This window comes from Streptomyces neyagawaensis (assembly GCF_023516595.1).
GTDB classification, from domain to species: Bacteria; Actinomycetota; Actinomycetes; order Streptomycetales; family Streptomycetaceae; genus Streptomyces; species Streptomyces neyagawaensis.
The window spans coordinates 74,660-95,405 of the sequence record NZ_JAMGBG010000041.1 but is presented as its reverse complement, the minus strand read 5'-3'; the positions used below and the strand labels follow the sequence as shown (position 1 = coordinate 95,405).

Here is a 20,746-nt window from a genome sequence, read left to right as displayed (position 1 = left end):
CCTCGCCGGGAGCGTCGAGCCGCCCCGCTCGCGGCAGCTCCGCCACCCCCACTGCTCCCACGGCCCCTACAGCCCCCACTGCCCGGGGCGGCGTTCCGGCGTTCGCTCAGTTGGTGCACAGCTGGTAGCCCACCCCCCGGACCGTGCGTATGAGTGTCTGGCCGGGTTCGCCCAGTTTGCGGCGCAGATAGTAGATGTAGGTGTCGACGACGCCGGAGCCCTCGTCGCGGTGGTTCCAGACGCGTTCCTGGATCTGTCCGCGGGACAGGACGCGGCCGGGGTTCTCCATGAGGTAGCGCAGGAGGGCGAACTCCGTGGTGGTGAGGTCGACGGGACGACCGGCGGCCCACACCTGGTGGGCGTCCGCGTCGAGCTGGACCTCCCCCGCGCGCAGCCGGTTGCGGTCCGTTGCGGGCGGGGCGCCGCCCGAGCGGCGGAGCAGCGCGCGCACCCGTGCCGCGACCTCCTTCAGTTCGAAGGGTTTCGTGACGAAGTCGTCGCCGCCCATGTCGAGGCCGCGCACCCGGTCGTCGACGCCGCCGAGCCCGGTGAGGAAGAGCACCGGTACCGCGTTGCCGCGTTCGCGCAGCGTCCGGCAGACCTCGAAGCCGCCGAGGTCGGGCAGGTTGACGTCGAGGAGGATCAGATCGGGGTCGTGGCGTGTGACGGCCTGGAGCGCCTGGCGCCCGGTGGCCGCGGGGATCACTTGGTAGCCGAGGAACTCCAGGGCCATGGTGAGCATGGAACGGATCCCCTCCTCGTCGTCCACGACGAGAAGGCGGCCCGTGTCCGAAGAGACAACAGAGGGCACAGGGGCGGTCATGTCCTGTTCCTTTGCGACCGTGACCTCAGATTGAGATCTCAAGTTTTCGGCAGGGTCCGCGTATCCTCACACGTACCGGCAGGTAAGGGAGAGCGCTTCCAGAATGATTCGGAATGACTCGTTCCTCACAGTGGTCGGGGGAACTCCGCCCCATCCTCATCCGTCCCCAACGACCGCGAGCGCGCCCGGAGTTGAACCGGACGCGCTCGGGTGGTGATCGGGGGCCGACGGAACGTCAGCTGGTGAAGATGAAATACTTCCAGCTGCCGTACGTCGTGGTGTTCACATTGTCGCCGGACGACGTGTCGATATACGCGGAACGGATCCGGAAACGGACGCCCGTGCTCGGGGTTCCGGTCAGTTCGACCGCTCCCACGCCGCCCGATTCCAGGGCGAAGTACTCCTTGCCCGTGGTGTGCCAGGCACCCTCGTAGTACCCCTGTATCTCGACCCGGTACTTGCGGCCCGGGTAGGAGGTCATCCGCGTCGTGAACAGCGGGTCCACGGACTTGCGGAAGTAGTAGTAGGTGTGGCTCCAGGCGTAGTTCGTCTTGTAGTGACGGCTCGGCGTCGTCGACACGCTGACCTTGGTGTAGACGCGGCTCGTCGCGTCGACCGGCTTGTAGCGGGCGTCGCCCGCGAACTTGGCGGTGAGCTTGGTGTCACGGGTCAGGTCGAGGGTGACCGACAGGTTCCCCGAGGAGTTCACGGTCCCCGACTTGACCAGCTTGTTCGGCTTGTCGGAGCCGTAGGGGTCGGCCCAGATCTCGACCGTGCGGTTCTTGTACGTCGTCCCGAGGTGCGCCGTGAACGAGACGTCCGCGCCGTACGCGTACACGTCGCCGTTCTTGTTGAGCGTCAGCGTGGACGTGGCGCGGGAGACCTCGACGGTGTCGGAGGCGCTCGCGCCGGTGTGCTGGGCGTCGCCCGCGTAGGAGACGGTGTACGTGACGGCGCCGCCGGCCGGCGGGGTGTCCTTGAAGGCGTACGTGCCGTCCGCGGCGACCGTGACCGGGGCGAGGGCCTTGCCCGCCGGGGACTCCAGGTCGGTGCGGGTGACGGTGAGGGTCGTCCCCGCGGCGAAGGCCGTGTCCGAGGTCAGCTTGCCGGTGACCGTCAGTTCCTTGGCGCGGGTCGCCGTCGCGGGCGCGTTCACCGAGAGGGTCGTGGACGCCGGGACGGTGTCGTCGAGGTCGCGCAGCGCGTAGCCGCCGGAGCTGGTGGCGACCACCGCGAACAGGTGCGACTCGTCCGGCGCGAAGGCGAGGCCGCCGGGCACGAGGATGCCCGCGCCGGTGCCGTCGGCGGTGTCCGTGAAGTCGTAGACGTGCTCGGCGCTGGTGGTGCCCGGCTCGTAGACCCACACGTCCGGCTCGTACATGCCGTCGATGCCCGCGGCGACCGTGCCGTCGGGGGCGATGTCGACGGCGTTCGGGTACGCGTCGGTCGGGTACTTGCCGTCCGGTGTCAGATCGGACGTCCTGTACACCTGCTGGTAGTACGGGGCGCCGCTGGCCACCACGAGGTGGGAGCCGTCCGGGGTGAGGGCGAGGTCGCGCAGGTTGCTCGCCACGTAGTCGTTGGTGTTCGGGCCGGTCGCCGTCTTCGTCGCCGTCCCCGACGACACGTCGTAGACGGCCACGGTGGCCGGGCTCACGCCCTCGACGCCGGCCGCCAGGGTGTTCGGGGCGCCGGGCGTGGAGGCCAGCATGGGGGCCGTGTACCAGCCGCCGGCCTGCTTGAGGGTGACCACGGGGTCGGAGCCGGACAGGTCGAGCGAGCCGATGTTGCCCTGGGCGGCGGCGCCGTAGCCGAACCACAGCTTGCCACCGGCCCACGCCGGGTACTGCGGGTCGGTGCCCTCGCCCGTCGGGTACCGCTTCGCCTCGGTGACCGTCGCGGTGTCGATGGCCACGAGGGAGTCGTCCCCCGGCACCGCCGCGTACAGCGTGCCCGAGTCGGGGGACAGCTCCAGACCCTTGGCACCGGGCAGCGAGGCCACGGTGCCGACGACGTTGCCCGCGTAGTCGGTGGCGACGACCTTGCCGCCGACCGGATCGGAGACGAAGACCCGCTGGTGGGCCCCGTCGACGACGATGTCCCCGGCCGACTGCACCGGCAGCGGAGTGCTGGTGTCGGCGACGGCGGGCGTCGCCCCGGTGACCGCGAGCGCGGCCGAACTGAAGAGGACGGCCAACGCGGTGGCCGTCGGAAGGGTGCGTCTGCGCACGGTGATGCCTTGCTCTCGTGTGGGGCGGTGCCCTCAGCTGGTGAAGATGAAGTACTTCCAGGCGCCGTACGTCGTCGTGTTGACGTTGTCGCCGTTTCTGTCGTGGTACTCGGAGCGGAAACGGAAGCGGACGTTCGTGCTCGGGGTGCCCGTGAGCGTGACCGCGGAGACGCCGGACGTCGAGAGCGGGAAGTACCGCGCGCCCGCGTCCTGCCAGGAGCCCTGGTAATAGGCCTGGAGCTGGAGGAGCTGCTCGCGGCCCGGGTAGTACGTCATCGTCGTCTTCAGGGCGGGGTCCTTGGACTGGCGGATGTAGTGGTAGGTGTGGTTCCACGCCGACTGCGTCTTGTAGTACCCGCTGATCGAGGACGAGATCCTGACCTTGGTGTGGATGCTGCTCGTCGCCGTGACCGGCTTGTAGCGGGCGTCGCCGGCGAACTTCGCGGTGAGCTTGGTGTCACGGGTGAGGTCGAGGGTGACCGACAGGTTCCCCGAGGAGTTCACGGTCCCCGACTTGACCAGCTTGTTGGGCTTGTCGGAGCCGTAGGGGTCGGCCCAGATCTCGATCGCACGGTTCTTGTACGTCGTGCCGAGGTGCGCGGTGAAGGTGACGTCCGCGCCGTACGCGTACACGTTGCCGTTCTTGTTCAGCGTCAGCGAGGGCGTGGCGCGGGAGACCGCGACGGTGCCGGAGGCGGAACTCGTCGTGTGGTCGGCGTCGCCCGCGTAGGAGACGGTGTACTTCACGGTGCCGCCGGCCGGTGGGGTGTCCTTGAAGGAGTACGTGCCGTCGGCCGTGACCGGCACGTCCACGAGGGCCTTGCCCGCCGGGGACTCCAGGTCGGTGCGGGTCACCGCGACGGTGGTCCCGGCGGGGAACGCGAGGTCCGAGCTCACCTTGCCGGTGACCGACAGTTCCTTGGCACGGGTGGCCGTGGCCGGCGCGTCGACCGAGACGGCCGTCGCCGCCCTGGTGGGGTCGGTCAGCACGCGCAAGGTGAAGGAGCCGTCCTCGTCCGTGGTGATCACGAACAGGCGGGACTCGTCGGGTGTCCAGGCCAGCCCGCCGGGCACGACCCGGCCGTTCCCGAAGCCGTTGACGTCGCTGAAGGTGTGCGTGCGGACAGGCGTGGTCGCGTGGGGTTCGTAGAGGTAGACGACCGGGGCGCTGCTGTTGTCGACGCCTGCCGCGATCGTGCCGTCGGGTGCGATCTCGACGGCCGTCGGCCAGTAGGTGCTCGGGTAGATGCCGTCGAGGGCCAGATCCGACGTCCTGAACGCCTGGTGGTGGAACGGGGACTCGCCGGCCGTGACGATCTGGGAGCCGTCGGCGCCGAGCGCGAGGTCCCGCAGGTTGCCGCCGACGGAGTCGACGGCGTTCGGGCCGCTCGCCGTGCGGGTGGCCGTGCCCGAGGACACGTCGTAGACCGCCAGGGAGAACGGGCTGACGTCCTTGACGCCCGCCACCAGTGTGTGGGGTGCGCCCGGGTGGGTCGCCAGGACCGGCGCCGCGGACCAGGGGTGGTTCGGGTCCTGGTGCAGTGTGATCACAGGGGAGGCGGCGGACAGATCGAGCGAGCCGATGTCGCCCTGATCGGCGGTGCCGTAGCCGAACCACAGCTTGCCGCCGGCCCACGCCGGGTACTGCGGGTCGGTGCCCCCGCCCGTCGGATAGCGCTTGACCTCGGTCAGGGTCGCCGTGCTGACGGCGACGATCGCGTCGGCCCCGGGCACCGCCGCGTACAGCGTGCCTGAGTCGGGGGACAGTTCCAGACCTCTGACACCGGGCAGCGAGGGCACGGTCTTCACTGTCCTGCCCGCGTAGTCGGTGGCAACGATCTGGCCGCCGAGCGGGTTGCTGACGAAGACCCGCTGATGGACGGCGTCCACCACGATGTCACCGACCGATGTGACCGGCAGTTCGGCGGAGGCCGCCGCAGGAGAGGCCGACCCCATGGTGAGCGCGGCCGAGCCGAAGAGGACTGCCAGTGCGGTGGCAGCCGGAAGGGTGCGCTTACGCACGTGTTCGAACCCCCGGAACGCGGAACGAGAGAGCGTCGCGTGTTCCTGGGCGGTACACGGGCTCATGGCGCGAAGACTAGATCAAGCCACTGGTCGGGGCTTCGGAGGGGGTCCGCAGAGGTCGCTGCGGAGCCCCTCATCGCTCTCGGGGCCGTGATGAACTGCTATCTTCCGCCCTCGCCGTCGGCAGTTCCTTGCCGGGCCCCCAAGGCCGTCCCACGGTGCATTTCGAGACACATCCCGGGCTCTTCGTGAGCCGTCGGCGGCCCATGTCCCTTCATTCGCAAGCCGGTTCGGGCACACAGGCAACCTACGGATTCCGTTTCGCCTCCTTCGGGGCGTGAGGCGCTTCCGGTACGGGCGGGGCGCCCGTGTGCGAAGTGTGGGGAGGGACCCTTGATCCATGCCCGGCGAACAGGTGTCGCCGCCGTGGTCGTGCTCGCGGCACTCGCGGGAGCACCCGGGTCGGCACAGGCCCAACCGCCGTCGGTGACCGCGGCATCGGCGACGGCGTCGGACGGCGGGCTGCCGCCGGGATGGCGTGTCACCGGCGAAGGGGCGGAACGGGAGCTGGTCTGGCGGTCCGAGCGGACCGTGCCCATGGGCGACGCCCGCGTCGAGTTCCACGCCGGAGACCGGCTGCTCGGCATACCGAGGGCGGCGGCCGACGGGCGTACCTTCCGGCTGGCCCTCGACCAGGACACCCCGCTGGAGGACCTCCGGGTGCTTGCGGCCGGGCGCCGGCTGGACGCGAAGGCCGACGGCCTCGGAGGCGGTGGCTCCGGTGACGGCGGTGGCTCCGGTGACGGTCCCGGCGGCGGGGCCGGCGCCGCGCCCGACGAGGGGCGGCTTCCGGCCCAGCCCCCGGCGAACGCCGTCGACCCCGGCAAGCCGGGCCCGTACGGCACGGTCCGCGGTGAGTACGACCTCCCCCCGGTGAAGCTGCCCGGCTTCGCCGAGCCGGTCGAGATGCAGGCCGTCGTCGTCGCGCCGAAGGGCGCCACCGGCAAGCGGCCGCTCGCGCTGTTCCTGCACGGCCGGCACGGCACCTGTTACAAGCCGGGCGGCGACGACGTGAGCGGCGACTGGCCCTGCCCGGCCGGCCAGAAGGCGATCCCCAGCTACAAGGGCTATCTGCGCGACCAGAAACTGCTCGCCTCCCAGGGCTACATGACGGTGTCGATCTCGGCGAACGGCATCAACGGACAGGACGGGGAGGTCGAGGACGGCGGCGCGCAGGCCCGTTCCTCGCTGGTGCGGCAGCACCTCGCGAAGTGGGCCGACTGGACCGCCCACCGTGGCGACGCCCCGGCCGTGGTGCGCGACGCGCCCGAGACCGACCTCTCCCGTGTCCTGCTCGTCGGCCACTCGCGCGGCGGCGAGGGCGTCAACCGGGCCGCGATGGACAGCCTCTACCCGGCGCCCGCCGAGCAGGACGGCTACCGCGGCCCCGTCAGCTGGAAGATCCGCGGCACCGTGCTCATCGGGCCCACGATCTTCGGCCACAACCCCGTCGCCGACGTCCCGTCCGTGACCATCCTGCCCGGCTGCGACGGCGACGTCGCCGACCTCCAGGGCGAGGTGTACGCGGACGGCACACGCGGCGTCAGCAAGGGCGACGCCCTGCACAGCGCCGTCTACGTCGTCGGCGCCAACCACAACTTCTTCAACAGCGAGTGGACGCCCGGCCAGGCCGAGGCGCCCGCCGACGACGACTTCTGGGAGGACCCGGACGCCCACGACCGGGACAAGGTGTGCTCCAAGCGCAGCCGCACCCGGCTCACCGCCACCCAGCAGCAGAAGGCCGGCGCCACCTACACGGCAGCCGCGGCCCGGCTGTTCGTGGCCGGCGACGACCGGGTCCGTCCGCTGCTCGACGGCTCGAACCGGCGCGCCCCGTCCGCCGACCCGGCCAGGGTGCTCACCCACGCCGTCGGCGCCCGCCGCACCGGCGGGTTCCTGCCCGACAACGGCGTGAAGGTGACCGGCGGCCGAGTGTGCGCCGCGGTCGACCCGTCCGCCACCAAGGCATGCCTGAGCAGGAAGGTCAGGGGGGCGTCCCCGCACTTCGCCTGGTGGCAGACGTCGAAGGAGGCCGGCCGCGGCGCCGTCGCGTTGAAGTGGTCCGCGGCGGGCAGGGCCACGAAGGTCACCCCGGCCAAGCCGGTGTCCCTGTCCGGTGCCACGCACCTGGCGCTGCGGGTGATCGTGCCGCCGAACACCTCCGGCACCAAGCTGGACGTGTCCGTCACCGACTCCGCCGGACGCCGGGCGAAGCTCGGCCGGGTGAAGGTCGACGGGCTGCCCGGCACCGGGCGCACCGCCTCCTACTGGGCGCGCGAGACACGGGTATCGCTGACCGCGGCCGAACGCGGCGGACTCGACCTCAGGCACGTCAAGTCCCTCACCCTGACCCCGCGTTCGCGCTCCGGGCAGGCCTGGCTGATGGACGCCTGGGGCTGGGCGCCGGGCACCCCGGCGGTCACCGCCGCCGCGCTTCCGCGCGTCGACATCGGCCGGCTCAAGGTGAAGGAGGGCGACTCCGGCACCCGCACCTACCGCGTCCCGGTCACGGTCTCCGGGCACGGCAGCGGCAAGGTCCGCTTCTCGGTCCTCGACCGGGACACCGGACGCACCGTGGACAGAACGGTCACCGTACGGCCCGGGGTGAGCCCCATCGACGTGCCGGTGGTGGTCAAGGGTGACACCCGCTTCGGTGACGAGGAGCGGCACTTCCTCCTCGCCAAGGCCGTGCGCGGCGCGGTCGTCGGCTCGTACGCGGGTGGCGTCACCGTGGAGGACGACGACCCGGCGCCCGTGGTGGCGCTGAAGCCGGTCGCCGGCCGGGTGACCGAGGGCGAGAAGCTGATCTGGCGGGTGACGTTCTCGGCGCCGGCCGAGGTCGATGTCCGCCAGGAGGTCCGGCTGCTGCCGGTCACCGAGGGCGTCGAGCTGTCCACCAAGGACGTGGACCCGCGTTGGCTGGAGAACACCGGTGAGCGGCCCGGCCCGGAGCGCCCGCTCTCGCAGGCGGATCCGTTGATCACCTTCAACGTCCGGGCGGGACGCACCACCGCCGACTTCACCGTCCCGACGGTGAAGGACCGGGTGACCGAGCCGGCCGAGTCGCTGCGCCTGGCGCTGACCGGGTGGGACGGCGAACCGCTGCCCGGCCTGGAGTCGACGGGGACGGTCGTGGACGCCTCGTAGGACAGGCGTCGGGAACACGGAGGGGGCATGGACCGGGTGACGGTCCATGCCCCCTCGCCGCGCGCGGCCGGCAGGCCGGTCGGCGTCAGCTGGTGAAGATGAAGTACTTCCAGGCGCCGTACGTCGTGGTGTTGACGTTGTCGCCGGAAGTCGTGTCGTGGTACTCGGAGCGGAAACGGAAGCGGATGTTCGTGGTCGGGGTGCCCGTCAGGGTGATGTCGGACCCGCCGGACGTGCCCAGCTCGAAGTACTCCGAGCCCGCGTCCCGCCAGGCGCCCTGGTAGTACGCCTGGAGCTGGAGGCGCTGCTTGCGGCCCGGGTAGTACGTCATCGTCGTCTTCAGGACGGGGTCCTTGGACTTGCGGACGTAGTGGTACTTCTGGCCCCACGCCGACTGCGTCTTGTAGTGGCCGCTGATCGAGGACGAGATCCGGACCTTGGTGTAGACGGTGTTGGTGACCGTCCGCGGCTTGTAGCGGGCGTCGCCCGCGAACTTCACGGACACCTTGGTGTCACGGGTCAGGTCCAGAGTGGCCGACAGGTTCCCCGAGGAGTTCACCGTCCCCGACTTGACCAGCTTGTTGGGCTTGTCGGAGCCGAACGGGTCGGCCCAGATCTCCAGCTTGCGGTTCTTGTACGTGGTCCCGAGGTGCGCGGTGAACGTGACGTCCGCGCCGTACGCGTAGGTGTTGCGGTTCTTGTTCAGCGTCAGCGTGGGCGTGGCGCGGGAGACCTCGACGGTGTCGGAGGCGGAGCCCGGCGCGTGGTCGGCGTCGCCCGCGTAGCGCACCGTGTACTTCACCTTGCCGCCGACGGTCGGCGTGTCGGAGAAGGAGTACGTGCCGTCGGCGGCGACCGTCACGTCCGCGAGAGCCTTGCCCGACGTGTTCTCCAGGTCGGTGCGGGTCACCGTCAGCTTCACCCCGGCCGGGAGGGCCGCCTTCGAGGTGACCTTGCCCGTGACGGTGAGCTTCTTGGCGCGGGTGGCCGTGGCGGGCGCGTTCACGGTGACCTTGGTGGTGGCCGTGGTGGGGGCCTCCAGCACGCGCAGCGAGTACACGCCCTCGTCGTTGTAGGTCACCGCGAACAGGCGGGACGCGTCCGGCGCCCAGGCCAGGCCCGAGTCGGGCAGCTCGTCGCCGCCGCTGCTGCCACCGGTGTTCGGGAAGTCGTACTCCCGGACCGAGGTGGTGGAGCCGGGCTTGTAGACGTAGATGTCCGGCTCGTAGATGCCGTCGATACCGGCCGCGACGGTCCCGTCGGGCGCCACGGCGACCGAGTTCGGGTAGGTGTCGCTGGCGTAGGTGCCGTCCGCCGTCAGGTCGGAGGTCTTGAAGACCTGGTGGTGGTACGGGGCGCCGCTGGCCACGATGACGCGCTGCCCGTCCGGGGTGACCGCGAGGTCGCCCATGTTGGAGCCGCCGGTGTCCACGGCCGCCGTGCGGCTCGCGCCGCTCGACGAGACGTCGTACACGGCGAGCTTGTTGCCGCCGGGCTCGCCCGCGACCAGGGCGCCGGCGCCGGGCGCCGCGTCCAGGATCGGCGCGTAGTACCAGAGGTGCGTGGTGTCCTGGTCGAGCGCGACCACGGGCTCCTCGCCGGACAGGTCCAGCGACCCGAGGTCGCCGCTGCCGGCCGCGCCGTAGCCGAACCAGACCTTGCCGCCGGCCAGAGCGAGGCTCACCGGGGCGTCGCCGACGGCGTAGCGGGCGGACTCGGTGTGCGTCGCCGTGTCGACGGCCACGACGGCGTCCGCGTCCCGCACCGCCGCGTACAGCGTGCCGGAGTCCGCGGACAGCTCCAGGCCCTGGACGCCGGGCAGGTTCGTCAGCTGCTTGACGACGATGCCGTGGAAGTCGGTGACGACGATCTTGCCGCCCTGCGGGTCGCTGATGAAGACCCGCTGGTGGACGCCGTCCACCACGATGTTCGCGCTCGACGCGACCGGAAGGACCATGGTGCTGTCGGCCGCCGCCGGGGCGGCCGTGCCGACCGCGAGCGCGGCCGAGCTGAAGAGGACTGCCAGCGCGGTGGCAGCCGGAAGAGTGCGCATACGCACGTTTTCGAACCCCCCGGAACGAAAAGCGAAAGAGCGCCGCGTCAGTCTGTTCGACTCGCGGGCAAGTGAGCGAAGACTAGGTCACGCCTCTGACAGAAGCGTCACGGGGGTCCTTCCCGTTTCGGCCACGCTTCCGTGCTCGCGTGGTTACGCTCGGTGCATGTCGAACGTACGCCGACTGGACCCCAGTGCCTCGCCGTTGGACTACTTCGGCTCGGAGCTGCGCCGCCGAAGAGAGGAAGCGGGCCTGACGCAGGGGGAGCTGGGAAAGGCCCTTTTCTGCACGGGTTCACTCATCGGCCAGATCGAGACGGCGCATCGGGTCCCCCAACGTGAGTTCGCGGAGCGGGTGGATGCGGCGCTTATGACGGACGGGTTCTTCTCGCGGTTGGTGGGGCTGGTGCTGCGCAGCCAGTTGCCGACGTGGTTCCAGCAGTACGCCGAGTTGGAGGCAAAGGCGACGTACATCGCTTCCTATCAGGCGCAGTTGGTGGATGGCCTGCTCCAGACGGAGGGATATGCCCGAGCCGTTCTGGGCGTGCGGAACCAAGGGGACCTCGATGCCAAGGTCGCGGCCCGGCTTGAGCGACAGCGGATCCTGGCCCGGGAAGAGCCCCCCTTGCTGTGGGTGGTGCTGAGCGAGGCGGTGTTGCACCAAGAGGTCGGCACTCGTCAGGTCATGCGTGACCAGCTCGCGCACTTGACGCGCTTCACCGAAGACCGCTGGACACAGCTCCAGGTGCTGCCGTTCAGTGCCGGCCAACACCCCGGACAACTGGGGTCGTTCAACCTGCTGCGCTTCGAGGAGGACCCGGACCTCGTCTACACGGAGGACTTCACCCAAGGGCACATGACGGCCGACTCGCGCGCTTTCAAAGAAGGGCAGCTCCGTTACGATCATTTGAGGGCTGCTGCACTCTCCCTGAAGGACTCTGCGGCACTGATCGCACGCGTGATGGAGGAGCGGTATGGGCACCAGCCAGAAGCTGTCGACGGCGCAGTGGCGTAAGTCCTCGTACAGCGGCGACACCGGCGGCCAGTGTGTCGAATGCGCCCCCCTCGGCACCGCCCAGTGGATCAAGTCCTCCCACAGCAGCAGCAACGGCGGCGAATGCGTCGAAGTAGCCCCCCTCACCCCCCACATAGCCATCCGCGACTCCAAGAACCCTGGCGGCGGCATCCTCACCCTCTCGGCCGCGGCCTTCTCCGCCTTCCTGGGCCACGTGTCGGGCGACCGATAGCCGAGGTCGAACGGGGAGCGGGCCGCCCGCGTCGTCGCGGGCGGCCCGCTGCTCGTCAGCTCTCCTCGCCCGCGCGGCGCCGACGCGCGAAGTAGACCGCGGCCGCACCGATCGCCAGGACCGTCGCGCCCGCACCCGCGATCAGCGGCGTGCTGCTGGACCCGCCGGTCTCGGCGAGACCTCCGTTCGTCTTCGGGTCGTTCGCCCCCTTGCCCTTGTCCGAGTCGCCGTCCGTGCCGGTCTCGGGCGTGGCCGGCTCGCTCGGGGTCGGGGACGTGCTGGGACGGGGCGTGTCGCTCTTGGCGAGCACCGCCGCGAACGTTCCCGCGATCACCTTGTGGCCCTCGGGGTTGGGGTGCGGGTCCTTCTTCGTGCACGCCCAGGTCAGCGTGCAGATCTTGGCCACGTTCGCCGGGGCCTCGCCCACGCCGGGAACGTTCACCTGGGTGGTGAAGTCGTCCGAGGAGAAGGCCGTGGCCACGTCGGCCACCTTGAAGCCGGTGGACTTGTACACCTGGGTGATCCCCGTGTTGGCGGCCTTGATCAGCGGCGCCGACTCCTTGGCGGCCTGCTGCCCCGCCGGGCCCTGCACCCAGGCCCCCAGGAACGGGTTGTGGTACGTCGCGCCCACGAACTGGGTGTTCTTCCCGCCGGCCTGGCGGAGCGCGCCCGCGATCTGGGCGAGGTTCTTCGCCATGCTCTGGCTGCGGCTGTTCAGGCACGCCCCGTCGAGGGCGCCGACCGGGCTGACGCAGTTGAGGAGGATGTCGTTGGCGCCGACGCTGAGGGTCACATAGGCGACCTTGCCGCGGTGCTGGGCCATGGCCTTCAGTGCGGCGTCCAGCTGGGACTTGGCGTTCGGGTAGTCGCACTTCCCGCCGCTGATCAGGGACTCGGTGGTCTCAGCGGTGCAGCCGAGGCGTATGTGCTTCAGGCCGGGGGTGCGCTGCTTGAGCTGGGCGTACAGCTGGTCGGTGTAGGAGGAGTCGGTGTCCTTGTCCACGTCCGGCTGGTACCCGGAGGCCAGGGAGTCGCCGAGCGAGATGTAGTACGTGGCGTCCTGGCTGTCGCTCGCCTCGTCGGCGGCGGCCAGTCCGGGTGTGCCCAGCGCGATCGTCATGGCGGCGACGGCCAGAGGGGGGCCGAAACGCTGAAGGGAACTCTTCACTTGGGTGCGCTTTCTAGTGATGGGGGGTGAATGCCCGAGGAGCGGAGTGAAGCTCGCCTGAAAGCAGCGGAACACGGCCGCTACGGTTTTCGGGCACCCGAATGTGGCCTTCTTGTGAAGGTGTAGGGGGGCTGTCTCCACGGGTTGTATGCCTGTTTGACCGCACCTCGGAGACGCGGCGTCAATCTAGCAGCGCTGACAGCGAATTCGGTATGGGGGACCGACAAAGCGATGGTCATTACGACACGTGTAATCGTCAGAAAGGCTCGATGGTCGGGGAATTGGTGACCGGACCCGTCGGTAACCATTCGCTGAGTGATCACCGCGCGACGACGGCCCCGCGATCAGCCCGCCACCTGCACAGGAGCTGACCGCGCCGGGCTCGACGAAAGCTTTACCCGGGGGTTGGCCTCTTGTTCGACATGTCGACTAAAACGACGTCCGCGTGTTCGGCGGGTCGAATAAAGCCGATCGCGGAATACGGTACGGACTTCAACTCATCCAGCCCGGTCGCGAATTATCAGTCCGACAGAAAGCCGGGCCTCGGGTTGCACTCACCTGAGGCGGCGGCCTTCTCCGCATTTCTGAACCACGACTCGCCGGTCAACCGGTGAACTGATCGAGCAGCCATGAGAGGCCGGCGCGGGCGATCCCGGCGGTGAGCCCTCCCAGAGCGGCTCCGGCGAGACGGAGACGTTCACGGCGGGTCAGTCGCGGGCGGGTCGCGCGACTGTCGGTACGGGGTGAGGTCGCACGCGGAGTCTCGTGAGGATTCGTCATGTCTCGACAGTGGGTCTCGCCGGGAAGACCTACCGCATGAGGCGAACGACCTCCGATCACATCCGACCCCCGGCACACGGTCGCGAACTCCACCGAACGGGCCACCGGTTCGACGGGGTTCGCTCGGGTTCGGTGTCGTTCGCCGGAGGCGTCCTGGCAGGTGGCACCAGGGGGAAACGGGGAGGGGGCGGAACACGTTGGCCGAGCACGACGAAGGGAACCAACCGGCGGCTTCGTACGCCGAGGCGCTTGGCGCGCAGGGACGCGCGCTGAGGCAGTTGCGTGCCGAGCGGGGTCTCAAGTCGTACAGCGAGATCGACAAACGGGCCCTGGCGCTGACGGGCGGGCGGGAGAGGCTGCCCAAGGCCACACTGCACGCCGCGTTCAAGGGCCACTACCTGGGTCTTGACCGGCTGATGCTGCTGGTTCGGGTCCTTATGTCCTGGGACGAGTACGGCGAGGGGTGCACCGTGGTGCCCCACAGGGCCGGTGTTCTCACGCGGTGGCGCTCCGACTGGTCACACCTGGCCACGCTGCGCCCCGCGCCGCGCTCCGTCCGGCCGGGCGGCAGTGCCGAGGGGGCGACTGCGCCCACGCGGCTCTCACAGCCGAACGGCATGTGGATCTACGTCAGTTACGCGGCACCGGATCGCGTGTGGGCGGAGTGGGTGGCCTGGCAGTTGCAGCAGGCAGGACACCAGGTCCTGATCGATGTCTGGGACTGGCACGCGGGAGACGACTTCGTCGAGGCCATGACGCGGGGTCTGGCCCAGGCCGATGTCCTGGTGGCCCTGTTCTCCAACTCCTACTTCGAGCCCGGCCGTTGGACGGGCACCGAGATCGAGGCCGCCCTCGCCCAGGGAAAGCGCCTGATACCCCTGGCCATCGAGCACGTCCCCCACGACAGCATCCCGGACAACCTGGCGAAGAGGCTCCGCAGGGACCTCTGGGGACTCGACGAAGCGGCCGCCGCAGCCGCCGTCCTCGAGGCAGTCGGCGGCAGCAAACGCCCTCACACCCCTCCGACGTTCCCCGGCGCCCTGAACGCACCGAACGGGCGGTCGTGAGCGGCGGTCGTGAGGGCGCCGCCCGTTTCTCGGCCGCCTGCTCGTCTCAGCCGGCCGGCGCGGCGTCATGCGGGGTTCGCCTCGTCCGAGAAGTCCTCGGCGGCGGTGAGACGGGCGAGGAAGGAGGGGAAGTCCGGGGCGAGGGGCAGCTCGGAGTTGTCGTCCGCGTCGAACCAGGTCACGGACGGTTCCCCTGGCCGGCCACAGGCCCGGTAGTCGAGCCCGATCCAGTAGTGCCCGTCACCCGAGATCAGCACCACGTCCGTCGGCAGTCCCCACTCCTGTACGAGGTACGGGCTGTCGAGCATGGACAGCGTTCGTGCACGGCGGCCGATGCCCAGCACGCTGTCGAACGGGACGTGGTCGGCACTCCATGAGGTCGGCCGGTGTGTGGGGAAGGCGTTGTGGGTGTCGCCGACCTGGCCGCCGTTCCGGTCGCGGAGCAGCCGCAGCAGCGAGCCGGGGAGCGTGACGCCCAGCAGCTCCTCGGCTTCCTGGACCGCACGGTCGGTCAGAGGCGGCTGCACCCCGTGGTCGCCGTCGGTGTCCCAGAAGCGGGGCCGGTGAGCGTCGACGCCTGTCATGACCGGCATCGTAGGCGGGCGACAGCGGGACGGTAGGTTCTCCCTGTCCGGGACAAGGGGGAACGCGTGCGTAGTGCCGTGGTGACGGAGAGCGGGGATCGGGTCCGGTGGGTGGAGTGGGCGGGGGACGAGCCCTGTCGGGTGTATGTACATGGGCTGGGGGCCGCTTCGGGGCCGTACTTCACGGCCGTGGCCGCGCATCCGGCGCTCGCCGGGCGGCGGTCGCTGCTCGTCGACATGCTGGGGCACGGGATCAGTGACCGGCCGACGGACTTCGACTACTCCCTCGAGGCGCACGCCGACGCGCTCGCCCGAGCGCTGACCGCCGCGGGGGTCGCCGGCGCCGAACTCGTCGCGCACAGCATGGGCGGCTCCGTGGGGATCGTGCTGGCGTCCCGGCACCCGGAACTCGTGTCGAAGCTGGTGATGATCGACTCCAACCTCGATCCCCTCACGCCCGCCCGAGGCGTCGTCGGGAGCAACGGCATCGCGTCGTACTCCGAGGAGGAGTTCCTGGCCGGCGGCTGGGCGGAGTTCGCCGAGCTGGCCGGAGCCGAGTGGTGGGCGACGATGCGGCTGGCCGGGCGGGAGGCGCTGTACCGCAGTGCCGTCCGGCTCGCCCGCGGCACCCGGCCCACCATGCGTGAGCTGCTCCTCGACCTGAAGATCCCCCGTACCTATCTCCACCCCGAGGCGGACGGCCCGCTGCCCGGCGCCGACGCCCTCACCGCGTCCGGCGTGAGCGTCGTCCCCGTCCCGGACTGCGGCCACAACGTCATGCTGGACAACCCGGAGGCGTTCGTACGGGCGACCGCGGCCGCGCTGGCCGACTGACTGGCCGACTGACGGACCGGCTGACAGGCCCGCCCCCGGCCAGGCCGTGGACCTCGGCCGGCCCGCTCCCGGTCAGGCCGTGGACCTCGGCCGGGACGTGCCGCCGCCCTGCGCGCGCAGCTCCTCGTTGATGCGCAGGGCCTCCTCCAGCTGGTCCTCGAGGATGACGATGCGGCAGGCGGCCTCGACGGGGGTGCCCTGGTCGACGAGTTCACGGGCCCGGGCGGCGATGCGCAGCTGGTAGCGGGAGTAGCGGCGGTGACCGCCTTCGGAGCGCAGCGGGGTGATCAGGCGGTGTTCGCCGAGGGCGCGGAGGAAGGCGGGGGTGGTGCCGAGCATCTCGGCGGCCCGGCCCATGGTGTACGCCGGGTAGTCGTCGTCGTCGAGGTTGTCGGTGAGGCGGGAACGGGCAGCGGGCACAGACCTCTTCTTTCACGGACACGTCGGGGGGCTCGGGTGCCGTGCGGCACCCGAGCCCCGAGCTTCTAACACCATCTACCTACCGGCGCGCTGCGCCGGCCTTCTGTATCCGCAGGGGCCGTCCGGGAGGACGGGGCTGCGGGGATCGCGAATGCGTGACCGGGGACCACCTTCCAATCCGGGGCCTGCTGCGTCCCGGGCGGACGTCTTCCTCGCCCGGGCGGATCCTGATGGCGTCTGCTCCTTACCTTCGATGATGCGGTCGTTCTTCCTGGATGACGCGGTACTGCTGGACCTGCGTGCACGGCAGTTCATGTCTGCCGTGCCCCTTTCGACTTCTGGGATACAGGAAAAACGGTAGCTCGCCCACAGGGCAATGTCTACTGCGGCCGCTATAGATTTACTCGCGGAAGGCCGGGGTGGATTCCTGTCGTACGTGTGTCCGAGGTGGGTCGCTGGGCGCGAAGCGGTGACGGCACACTCGTTCGAGTGAATGGCTCCGGATTCCCCGTGTGCGCTTCCGGTCTACGCTGAGAGCGTCGCGCTGAGCGAAGGAGGTCTGTCATGGCGACGGCGGAGCCGATCATCATGCCGGGGTACCAGGGCGAGGCCATCTACGGTCCGTACGACGACCCCGACGGCGACAGCGACGCGGACAGCGGTGTGCCCGACTACACGGGCGCGAGCGTCGAGCAGGTCTTCGAGCTCTTCAGTGCGACGGCTCCCAAGGGCTGGCGCGTGGAGCTGATCGAAGGAGAGATCTGCGTGACGCCTCCGGCAAACGGGGAGCACGAGGAGATCGTGTCCGAACTCAGTGGGCAGATCCGAGACCATGACAAGGGGCTGGGCCGCTACACCGGCATCGGCCTCGACGTGCCCGGCGCCTCCCGGACCGGCCACGTCGTCCCGGACCTGGTCATCGCCCCGAAGGGCAGTTTCAGTGACAGCGAGGAGTGGCACGACCCCTCTCCGGTCCTTCTCGTCGCCGAGGTCACCTCCGACAGCACCGCCGAGCGCGACCGGGAGAAGAAGATCCACGGCTACGCCCGCGCCGGAATCCCCCTCTACCTGCTGATCGACCGGGAGGCCGGCGAGGCGGTCGTCCACTCCGAGCCCTCGGCGAACGAGTACGCCAAGAGTTCACGGTGCAAGCTCGGCCTCGCCGTGTCCCTCCCCGCGCCCCTCGGGTTCGAGCTGGACACGGCGGAGTTCTGAGGGGGCGGTTCTGAGGGGACGTAGGGCGCGCCCTTCGGCCCCGTACCCCGTCCGGCTCAGCGTGGGACGGCGCCGGCCAGGGCCATCAGGGCCGCCACCGCCAGCAGCGCGGCGACCAGGGGGCGGGTGTGGCGGGTGAGGAGTTCTCGGAACACGGCGACCTCGCAGCGGCTGCGGCGGCAGCGGGGGTGGCTGCCGGCGATGGGCTGAGTGGCTGAACGGCGGAGGAGTCCAGGCGCTGAGCGACGGGGAGTCCAGGAGCTGAACGGCGGAGGAGTCGAGGGGCTGAATGCGTGGTCGAACGCATACAGTGCGTCGCTCAAGGTAAGGCTTTGGCCTACCAACAGCAAGAGGATCGTTGCCAGTTGAGGTAAACCGGCCGGCGTAAGCGGGCTTACTGGCATGCTTACGTCATGGCAGGTATGGCCGAGCGTGACGACCCCGATGTCATAGGGCGCAGAGTGCAGCAACTGCGGACGGAACGCGGCCTCACACAACGGCAGTTGGCGGAGCCCGCGTACACCCCCGCGTACATCTCCACCCTGGAGTCCGGGCGTGTCCGCGCCTCCGAACCCGCCCTGCGGCATATCGCCGAGCGGCTCGGCATCGGATACGAGGAACTGGCCACCGGACGGCCCGCCGGCTTCGCCACCGCCCTGCGGCTGCGGCTCACCGGCGCGCAGCGCACCCTAGCCACCGGCGCCACCGAGGCCGCCGCCGAGGACTTCGCGTCCGTGCTCGCCGAGGCCGACGAACACGGTCTCCTCGCGGAACAGGCCGACTCCCTGCTGGGCCTCGGCGAATGCGCCCTCGAGACCGGCGACCTGGAGACCGCCCGGCTCCGCTTCGAACAGGCCGAGCAGCGCCTCGGCGACGCCCCGCTGCCCGCCCGCGTCCCCGCCCTGCGCGGCCGGGCCGTCGCCCACTACCTCGCCGGTGAACTCCGCTACTCCTGCTACCTCTTCGAGTCCACCCTCGACGAGCTCAACCGCAACGGCCTGCACGACCCCGACGCCCTGCTCCTCCTCTACACCGGCGTCATCGCCCCCTACATGGACATGGGCGCCCACGCCCGCGCCGCCCAGGCCGCCGAGCTGGCCCTCGCCCTCGCCCCGCGGTCCGGCGATCCGGCCCTGGTCGCCCGGATGCACCGGTCCGTCGCCCGCACGATGATCGCCGAGGGGCGCATCGCCGAGGCCGACGCCTCGCTCGCCAAGGCATCCGAGCTGTACCGGCAGCTCCAGATCCGCACCGAGCTGGCCAACTGCCACTGGATGCGCGGCTACCTCCACGCCCAGAACGGCGCCTACGACCGCGCCGAGGCCGAGCTGCGCGAGGCCCGCCGCATGCTCACCGACAAGCGCGCCACCCTCTACACCAGCCAGGTCGCCGTCGAACTCGCCGACGTCCTGCACCGCCGCGGCAAGTCCGACGAGGCCGCCGAACTGCTCCAGGAAGTCCTCGCCGACCTCCACTCCGAACGCGGCGCCCTGCACTCCGCCGCCGCCCACCGCCTCCTCGGCATCATCGCCGAGGACACCCGCGACACCGAGGCCGCCGAGGAGCACTACGTCCGCGCCCTGAGCCTGCTGGAGCGGGCCGGAGCGGCCGGCGACCTCGCCGACCTGTGCCGGCTGCTCGGCGACCTCCTGCGCCGTACCGGCCGGGTCGAGGCCGCCCTCGACGCCTACCGCACCGGCCTCGGGCACCGCACGGCCCCCGGCACCACCACCCTCGGCCCCGCCCCCGCGCAGCCCCCTCTGTGACCGGGCGGGGGCGCCCGCGCCGGTCCGCTCAGCTCCCGAAATCCATCTCCGCGATCACCTCGTCGTCGCCGTCGTAGACGGTGACCTTGTGCACCGGGTCCTCGAAGTCCAGGGAGCGGGCGGTCTCCTCCGGCACCTTCACCCGGCCGTACCAGACGCCCCAGCTGGTGTTGCCCCGCAGCCGCAGGACCGTGCCGTTGATCGCGGTGCCGTCGTAGGCCCTGATCTCGACGCGGGCGGCGGCGGTGCGGACGCCGTAGAACAGGCCCGAGACGAGGTAGCCGCCGGCGGCCGTGCCGGAGCCCTGGAGCGAGATACCGGGCTCGGAGGTGTCGAGGTTGCCGTCGACGACGCTGCGGAACTCCTCCAACGGCGTCACACCCGGCTCCGGTTCCGGGGTGACCCAGTGCTTGCCCTCCCGTGTGAGCCAGAACTCCGAGCCGTCCTCGGCGGTCACCCGCTCGCCCGGTGCCAGCACCCGTACCTTCCCGGCGGGCGGCTCGGACGGGGTGGCCGAGGACGGGGCCGGTGAGGACCGGGTCGCGGCGGGGGCCGACGCCGGCGGCGCCATCGGCCGGACGGACTCCGCGGGGCCGTCGGGGCGGAACGCCAGCACGAGGAGCGGGAGCAGCAGCAGGCCGCAGCCGGTGCTCAGCGCGGCGGCCCGGCGGCGCAGCAGCCGGCGGCGGCCGTCGCGGCGGATGGCCTCCAAGGGCACCGGCGGCGGGGCGATCTCGTACGCGGCCTCGGCGAACACCTCACGCAGCCGCCGCCCGGTCTCCGCGGTGGCGTCGTCGCCGTCGGCACCGACCCCGGCCCCGGCCCCGGCCCCGGCTTCGGCACCGACCCCGACCCCGGCCCCGGCCCCGGCTTCGGCTTCAGCTTCGGCTTCGGCTTCGGCCCCGGCCCCGGCTCCGGCTTCGGCCCCGGCCCCGGCCTCGGCCCCGGCTCCGGCCCCGGCTTCGGCTTCGGCTCCGGCCCCGGCTTCAGCTTCGGCCCCGGCCCCGGCCCCGGCTTCAGCACCGACCCCGGCTCCGGCTTCGGCTTCGGCTCCGGCTCCGGCTTCGGCCTCGGCCCTGGCTCCGGCACCGGCTCCGGCTTCGGCTTCGGCTCCGGCACCGGCTCCGGCCTCGGCCTCGGCCCCGGCTCCGGCTCCGGTCTCGGCTTCGGCACCGGCTCCGGTCGGGGCACCGGCTCCGGTCGGGTCGTCGGTCCCGGCGGTCGGGTGATTCATGAGCGGGCTCCGGGGACGGGCGAGCGGGGTGACGGGGGGAACGGGGAGGCGACGGACCGGCCGCCCTCTACGGGAACGGCCGCGGACCGGCCG

At 70.9% G+C, this 20,746-nt stretch carries 15 protein-coding genes; 7 read left to right on the top strand and 8 right to left on the bottom strand.

From position 1 onward, the window contains the following. Positions 1-106: 106 nt before the first annotated feature. The 3 genes from M8J73_RS19135 to M8J73_RS19125 form a co-directional block, all read right to left on the bottom strand. Positions 107-823: a response regulator transcription factor gene (locus M8J73_RS19135; protein ID WP_240500922.1), complete on the bottom strand. Its 717-nt coding sequence runs from the start codon at positions 821-823 to the stop codon at positions 107-109. A 235-nt stretch (positions 824-1,058) separates the two neighbouring features. Beyond that, complete coding sequence (locus tag M8J73_RS19130; RefSeq protein ID WP_055536939.1) at positions 1,059-3,053, bottom strand: hypothetical protein; 1,995 nt, start codon at positions 3,051-3,053, stop codon at positions 1,059-1,061. A 33-nt stretch (positions 3,054-3,086) separates the two neighbouring features. After that, positions 3,087-5,075 (bottom strand): hypothetical protein, encoded by a 1,989-nt coding sequence (locus M8J73_RS19125; RefSeq protein WP_055536942.1) that lies wholly within the window; start codon positions 5,073-5,075, stop codon positions 3,087-3,089. 396 nt (positions 5,076-5,471) lie between these two features. Between M8J73_RS19125 and M8J73_RS19120 the strand changes: the two genes are divergently transcribed. Beyond that, positions 5,472-8,285 carry an alpha/beta hydrolase family protein gene (locus tag M8J73_RS19120; protein WP_055536938.1) on the top strand — a complete coding sequence of 938 codons (2,814 nt, stop codon included), beginning with the start codon at positions 5,472-5,474 and terminating at the stop codon, positions 8,283-8,285. An 85-nt stretch (positions 8,286-8,370) separates the two neighbouring features. On the opposite strand, the gene M8J73_RS19115 is transcribed toward M8J73_RS19120, so the two are convergent. After that, entirely contained in the window at positions 8,371-10,338 is a 1,968-nt protein-coding gene (locus M8J73_RS19115; RefSeq protein WP_055536937.1) for a YncE family protein, read from the bottom strand. Between the two features lie 166 nt (positions 10,339-10,504). On the opposite strand from M8J73_RS19115, the gene M8J73_RS19110 reads away from it, so the two are divergent. Both M8J73_RS19110 and M8J73_RS19105 read left to right on the top strand, forming a co-directional pair. Next, on the top strand, positions 10,505-11,353 hold the full coding sequence (locus tag M8J73_RS19110; protein WP_055536936.1) for a helix-turn-helix domain-containing protein: 849 nt from the start codon (positions 10,505-10,507) through the stop codon (positions 11,351-11,353). Continuing rightward, positions 11,313-11,585, top strand: coding sequence for a DUF397 domain-containing protein (locus M8J73_RS19105; RefSeq protein ID WP_055536935.1), 273 nt, complete (start codon positions 11,313-11,315; stop codon positions 11,583-11,585). Before M8J73_RS19110 ends, M8J73_RS19105 begins: the two co-directional genes overlap by 41 nt. A gap of 55 nt (positions 11,586-11,640) precedes the next feature. On the opposite strand, the gene M8J73_RS19100 is transcribed toward M8J73_RS19105, so the two are convergent. After that, positions 11,641-12,705 (bottom strand): SGNH/GDSL hydrolase family protein, encoded by a 1,065-nt coding sequence (locus M8J73_RS19100; protein WP_055536941.1) that lies wholly within the window; start codon positions 12,703-12,705, stop codon positions 11,641-11,643. A gap of 1,025 nt (positions 12,706-13,730) precedes the next feature. On the opposite strand from M8J73_RS19100, the gene M8J73_RS19095 reads away from it, so the two are divergent. Continuing rightward, a complete protein-coding gene (locus tag M8J73_RS19095; RefSeq protein WP_055536934.1) occupies positions 13,731-14,600 on the top strand; it encodes a toll/interleukin-1 receptor domain-containing protein in 870 nt (289 codons plus the stop codon). 65 nt (positions 14,601-14,665) lie between these two features. Here M8J73_RS19095 and M8J73_RS19090 read toward each other — a convergent pair whose 3' ends face one another. Continuing rightward, positions 14,666-15,184, bottom strand: coding sequence for an SMI1/KNR4 family protein (locus M8J73_RS19090; protein ID WP_107423897.1), 519 nt, complete (start codon positions 15,182-15,184; stop codon positions 14,666-14,668). Between the two features lie 66 nt (positions 15,185-15,250). Between M8J73_RS19090 and M8J73_RS19085 the strand changes: the two genes are divergently transcribed. Then, a complete protein-coding gene (locus tag M8J73_RS19085; RefSeq protein WP_055536932.1) occupies positions 15,251-16,018 on the top strand; it encodes an alpha/beta fold hydrolase in 768 nt (255 codons plus the stop codon). Positions 16,019-16,090: 72 nt separating this feature from the next. Here the strand turns inward: M8J73_RS19085 and M8J73_RS19080 are convergent, their stop codons facing one another. After that, positions 16,091-16,375 carry a helix-turn-helix domain-containing protein gene (locus M8J73_RS19080; RefSeq protein WP_240500928.1) on the bottom strand — a complete coding sequence of 95 codons (285 nt, stop codon included), beginning with the start codon at positions 16,373-16,375 and terminating at the stop codon, positions 16,091-16,093. A gap of 627 nt (positions 16,376-17,002) precedes the next feature. Between M8J73_RS19080 and M8J73_RS19075 the strand changes: the two genes are divergently transcribed. Together M8J73_RS19075 and M8J73_RS19070 are read left to right on the top strand one after the other, a co-directional pair. Further along, positions 17,003-17,653 carry a Uma2 family endonuclease gene (locus M8J73_RS19075; RefSeq protein WP_079054653.1) on the top strand — a complete coding sequence of 217 codons (651 nt, stop codon included), beginning with the start codon at positions 17,003-17,005 and terminating at the stop codon, positions 17,651-17,653. Between the two features lie 422 nt (positions 17,654-18,075). After that, positions 18,076-19,419, top strand: a complete 1,344-nt coding sequence (locus tag M8J73_RS19070) for a tetratricopeptide repeat protein (RefSeq protein ID WP_249828860.1) — start codon at positions 18,076-18,078, stop codon at positions 19,417-19,419. A gap of 28 nt (positions 19,420-19,447) precedes the next feature. On the opposite strand, the gene M8J73_RS19065 is transcribed toward M8J73_RS19070, so the two are convergent. Then, positions 19,448-20,653: a hypothetical protein gene (locus tag M8J73_RS19065; RefSeq protein WP_249828847.1), complete on the bottom strand. Its 1,206-nt coding sequence runs from the start codon at positions 20,651-20,653 to the stop codon at positions 19,448-19,450. Between the last annotated feature and the right edge of the window lie 93 nt (positions 20,654-20,746).

Excerpts from the sequence above, each read along its gene's own strand:
- M8J73_RS19090 (WP_107423897.1), bottom strand. The coding sequence starts at position 15,184 with ATGACAGGCGTCGACGCTCACCGGCCCCGCTTCTGGGACACCGACGGC.
- M8J73_RS19080 (WP_240500928.1), bottom strand. The coding sequence starts at position 16,375 with ATGGGCCGGGCCGCCGAGATGCTCGGCACCACCCCCGCCTTCCTCCGC.
- M8J73_RS19110 (WP_055536936.1), top strand. The coding sequence starts at position 10,505 with ATGTCGAACGTACGCCGACTGGACCCCAGTGCCTCGCCGTTGGACTAC.
- M8J73_RS19075 (WP_079054653.1), top strand. The coding sequence starts at position 17,003 with ATGGCGACGGCGGAGCCGATCATCATGCCGGGGTACCAGGGCGAGGCC.
- M8J73_RS19105 (WP_055536935.1), top strand. The coding sequence starts at position 11,313 with ATGGGCACCAGCCAGAAGCTGTCGACGGCGCAGTGGCGTAAGTCCTCG.
- M8J73_RS19135 (WP_240500922.1), bottom strand. The coding sequence starts at position 823 with ATGACCGCCCCTGTGCCCTCTGTTGTCTCTTCGGACACGGGCCGCCTT.
- M8J73_RS19065 (WP_249828847.1), bottom strand. The coding sequence starts at position 20,653 with ATGAATCACCCGACCGCCGGGACCGACGACCCGACCGGAGCCGGTGCC.
- M8J73_RS19100 (WP_055536941.1), bottom strand. The coding sequence starts at position 12,705 with ATGACGATCGCGCTGGGCACACCCGGACTGGCCGCCGCCGACGAGGCG.
- M8J73_RS19115 (WP_055536937.1), bottom strand. The coding sequence starts at position 10,338 with ATGCGCACTCTTCCGGCTGCCACCGCGCTGGCAGTCCTCTTCAGCTCG.
- M8J73_RS19070 (WP_249828860.1), top strand. The coding sequence starts at position 18,076 with ATGGCCGAGCGTGACGACCCCGATGTCATAGGGCGCAGAGTGCAGCAA.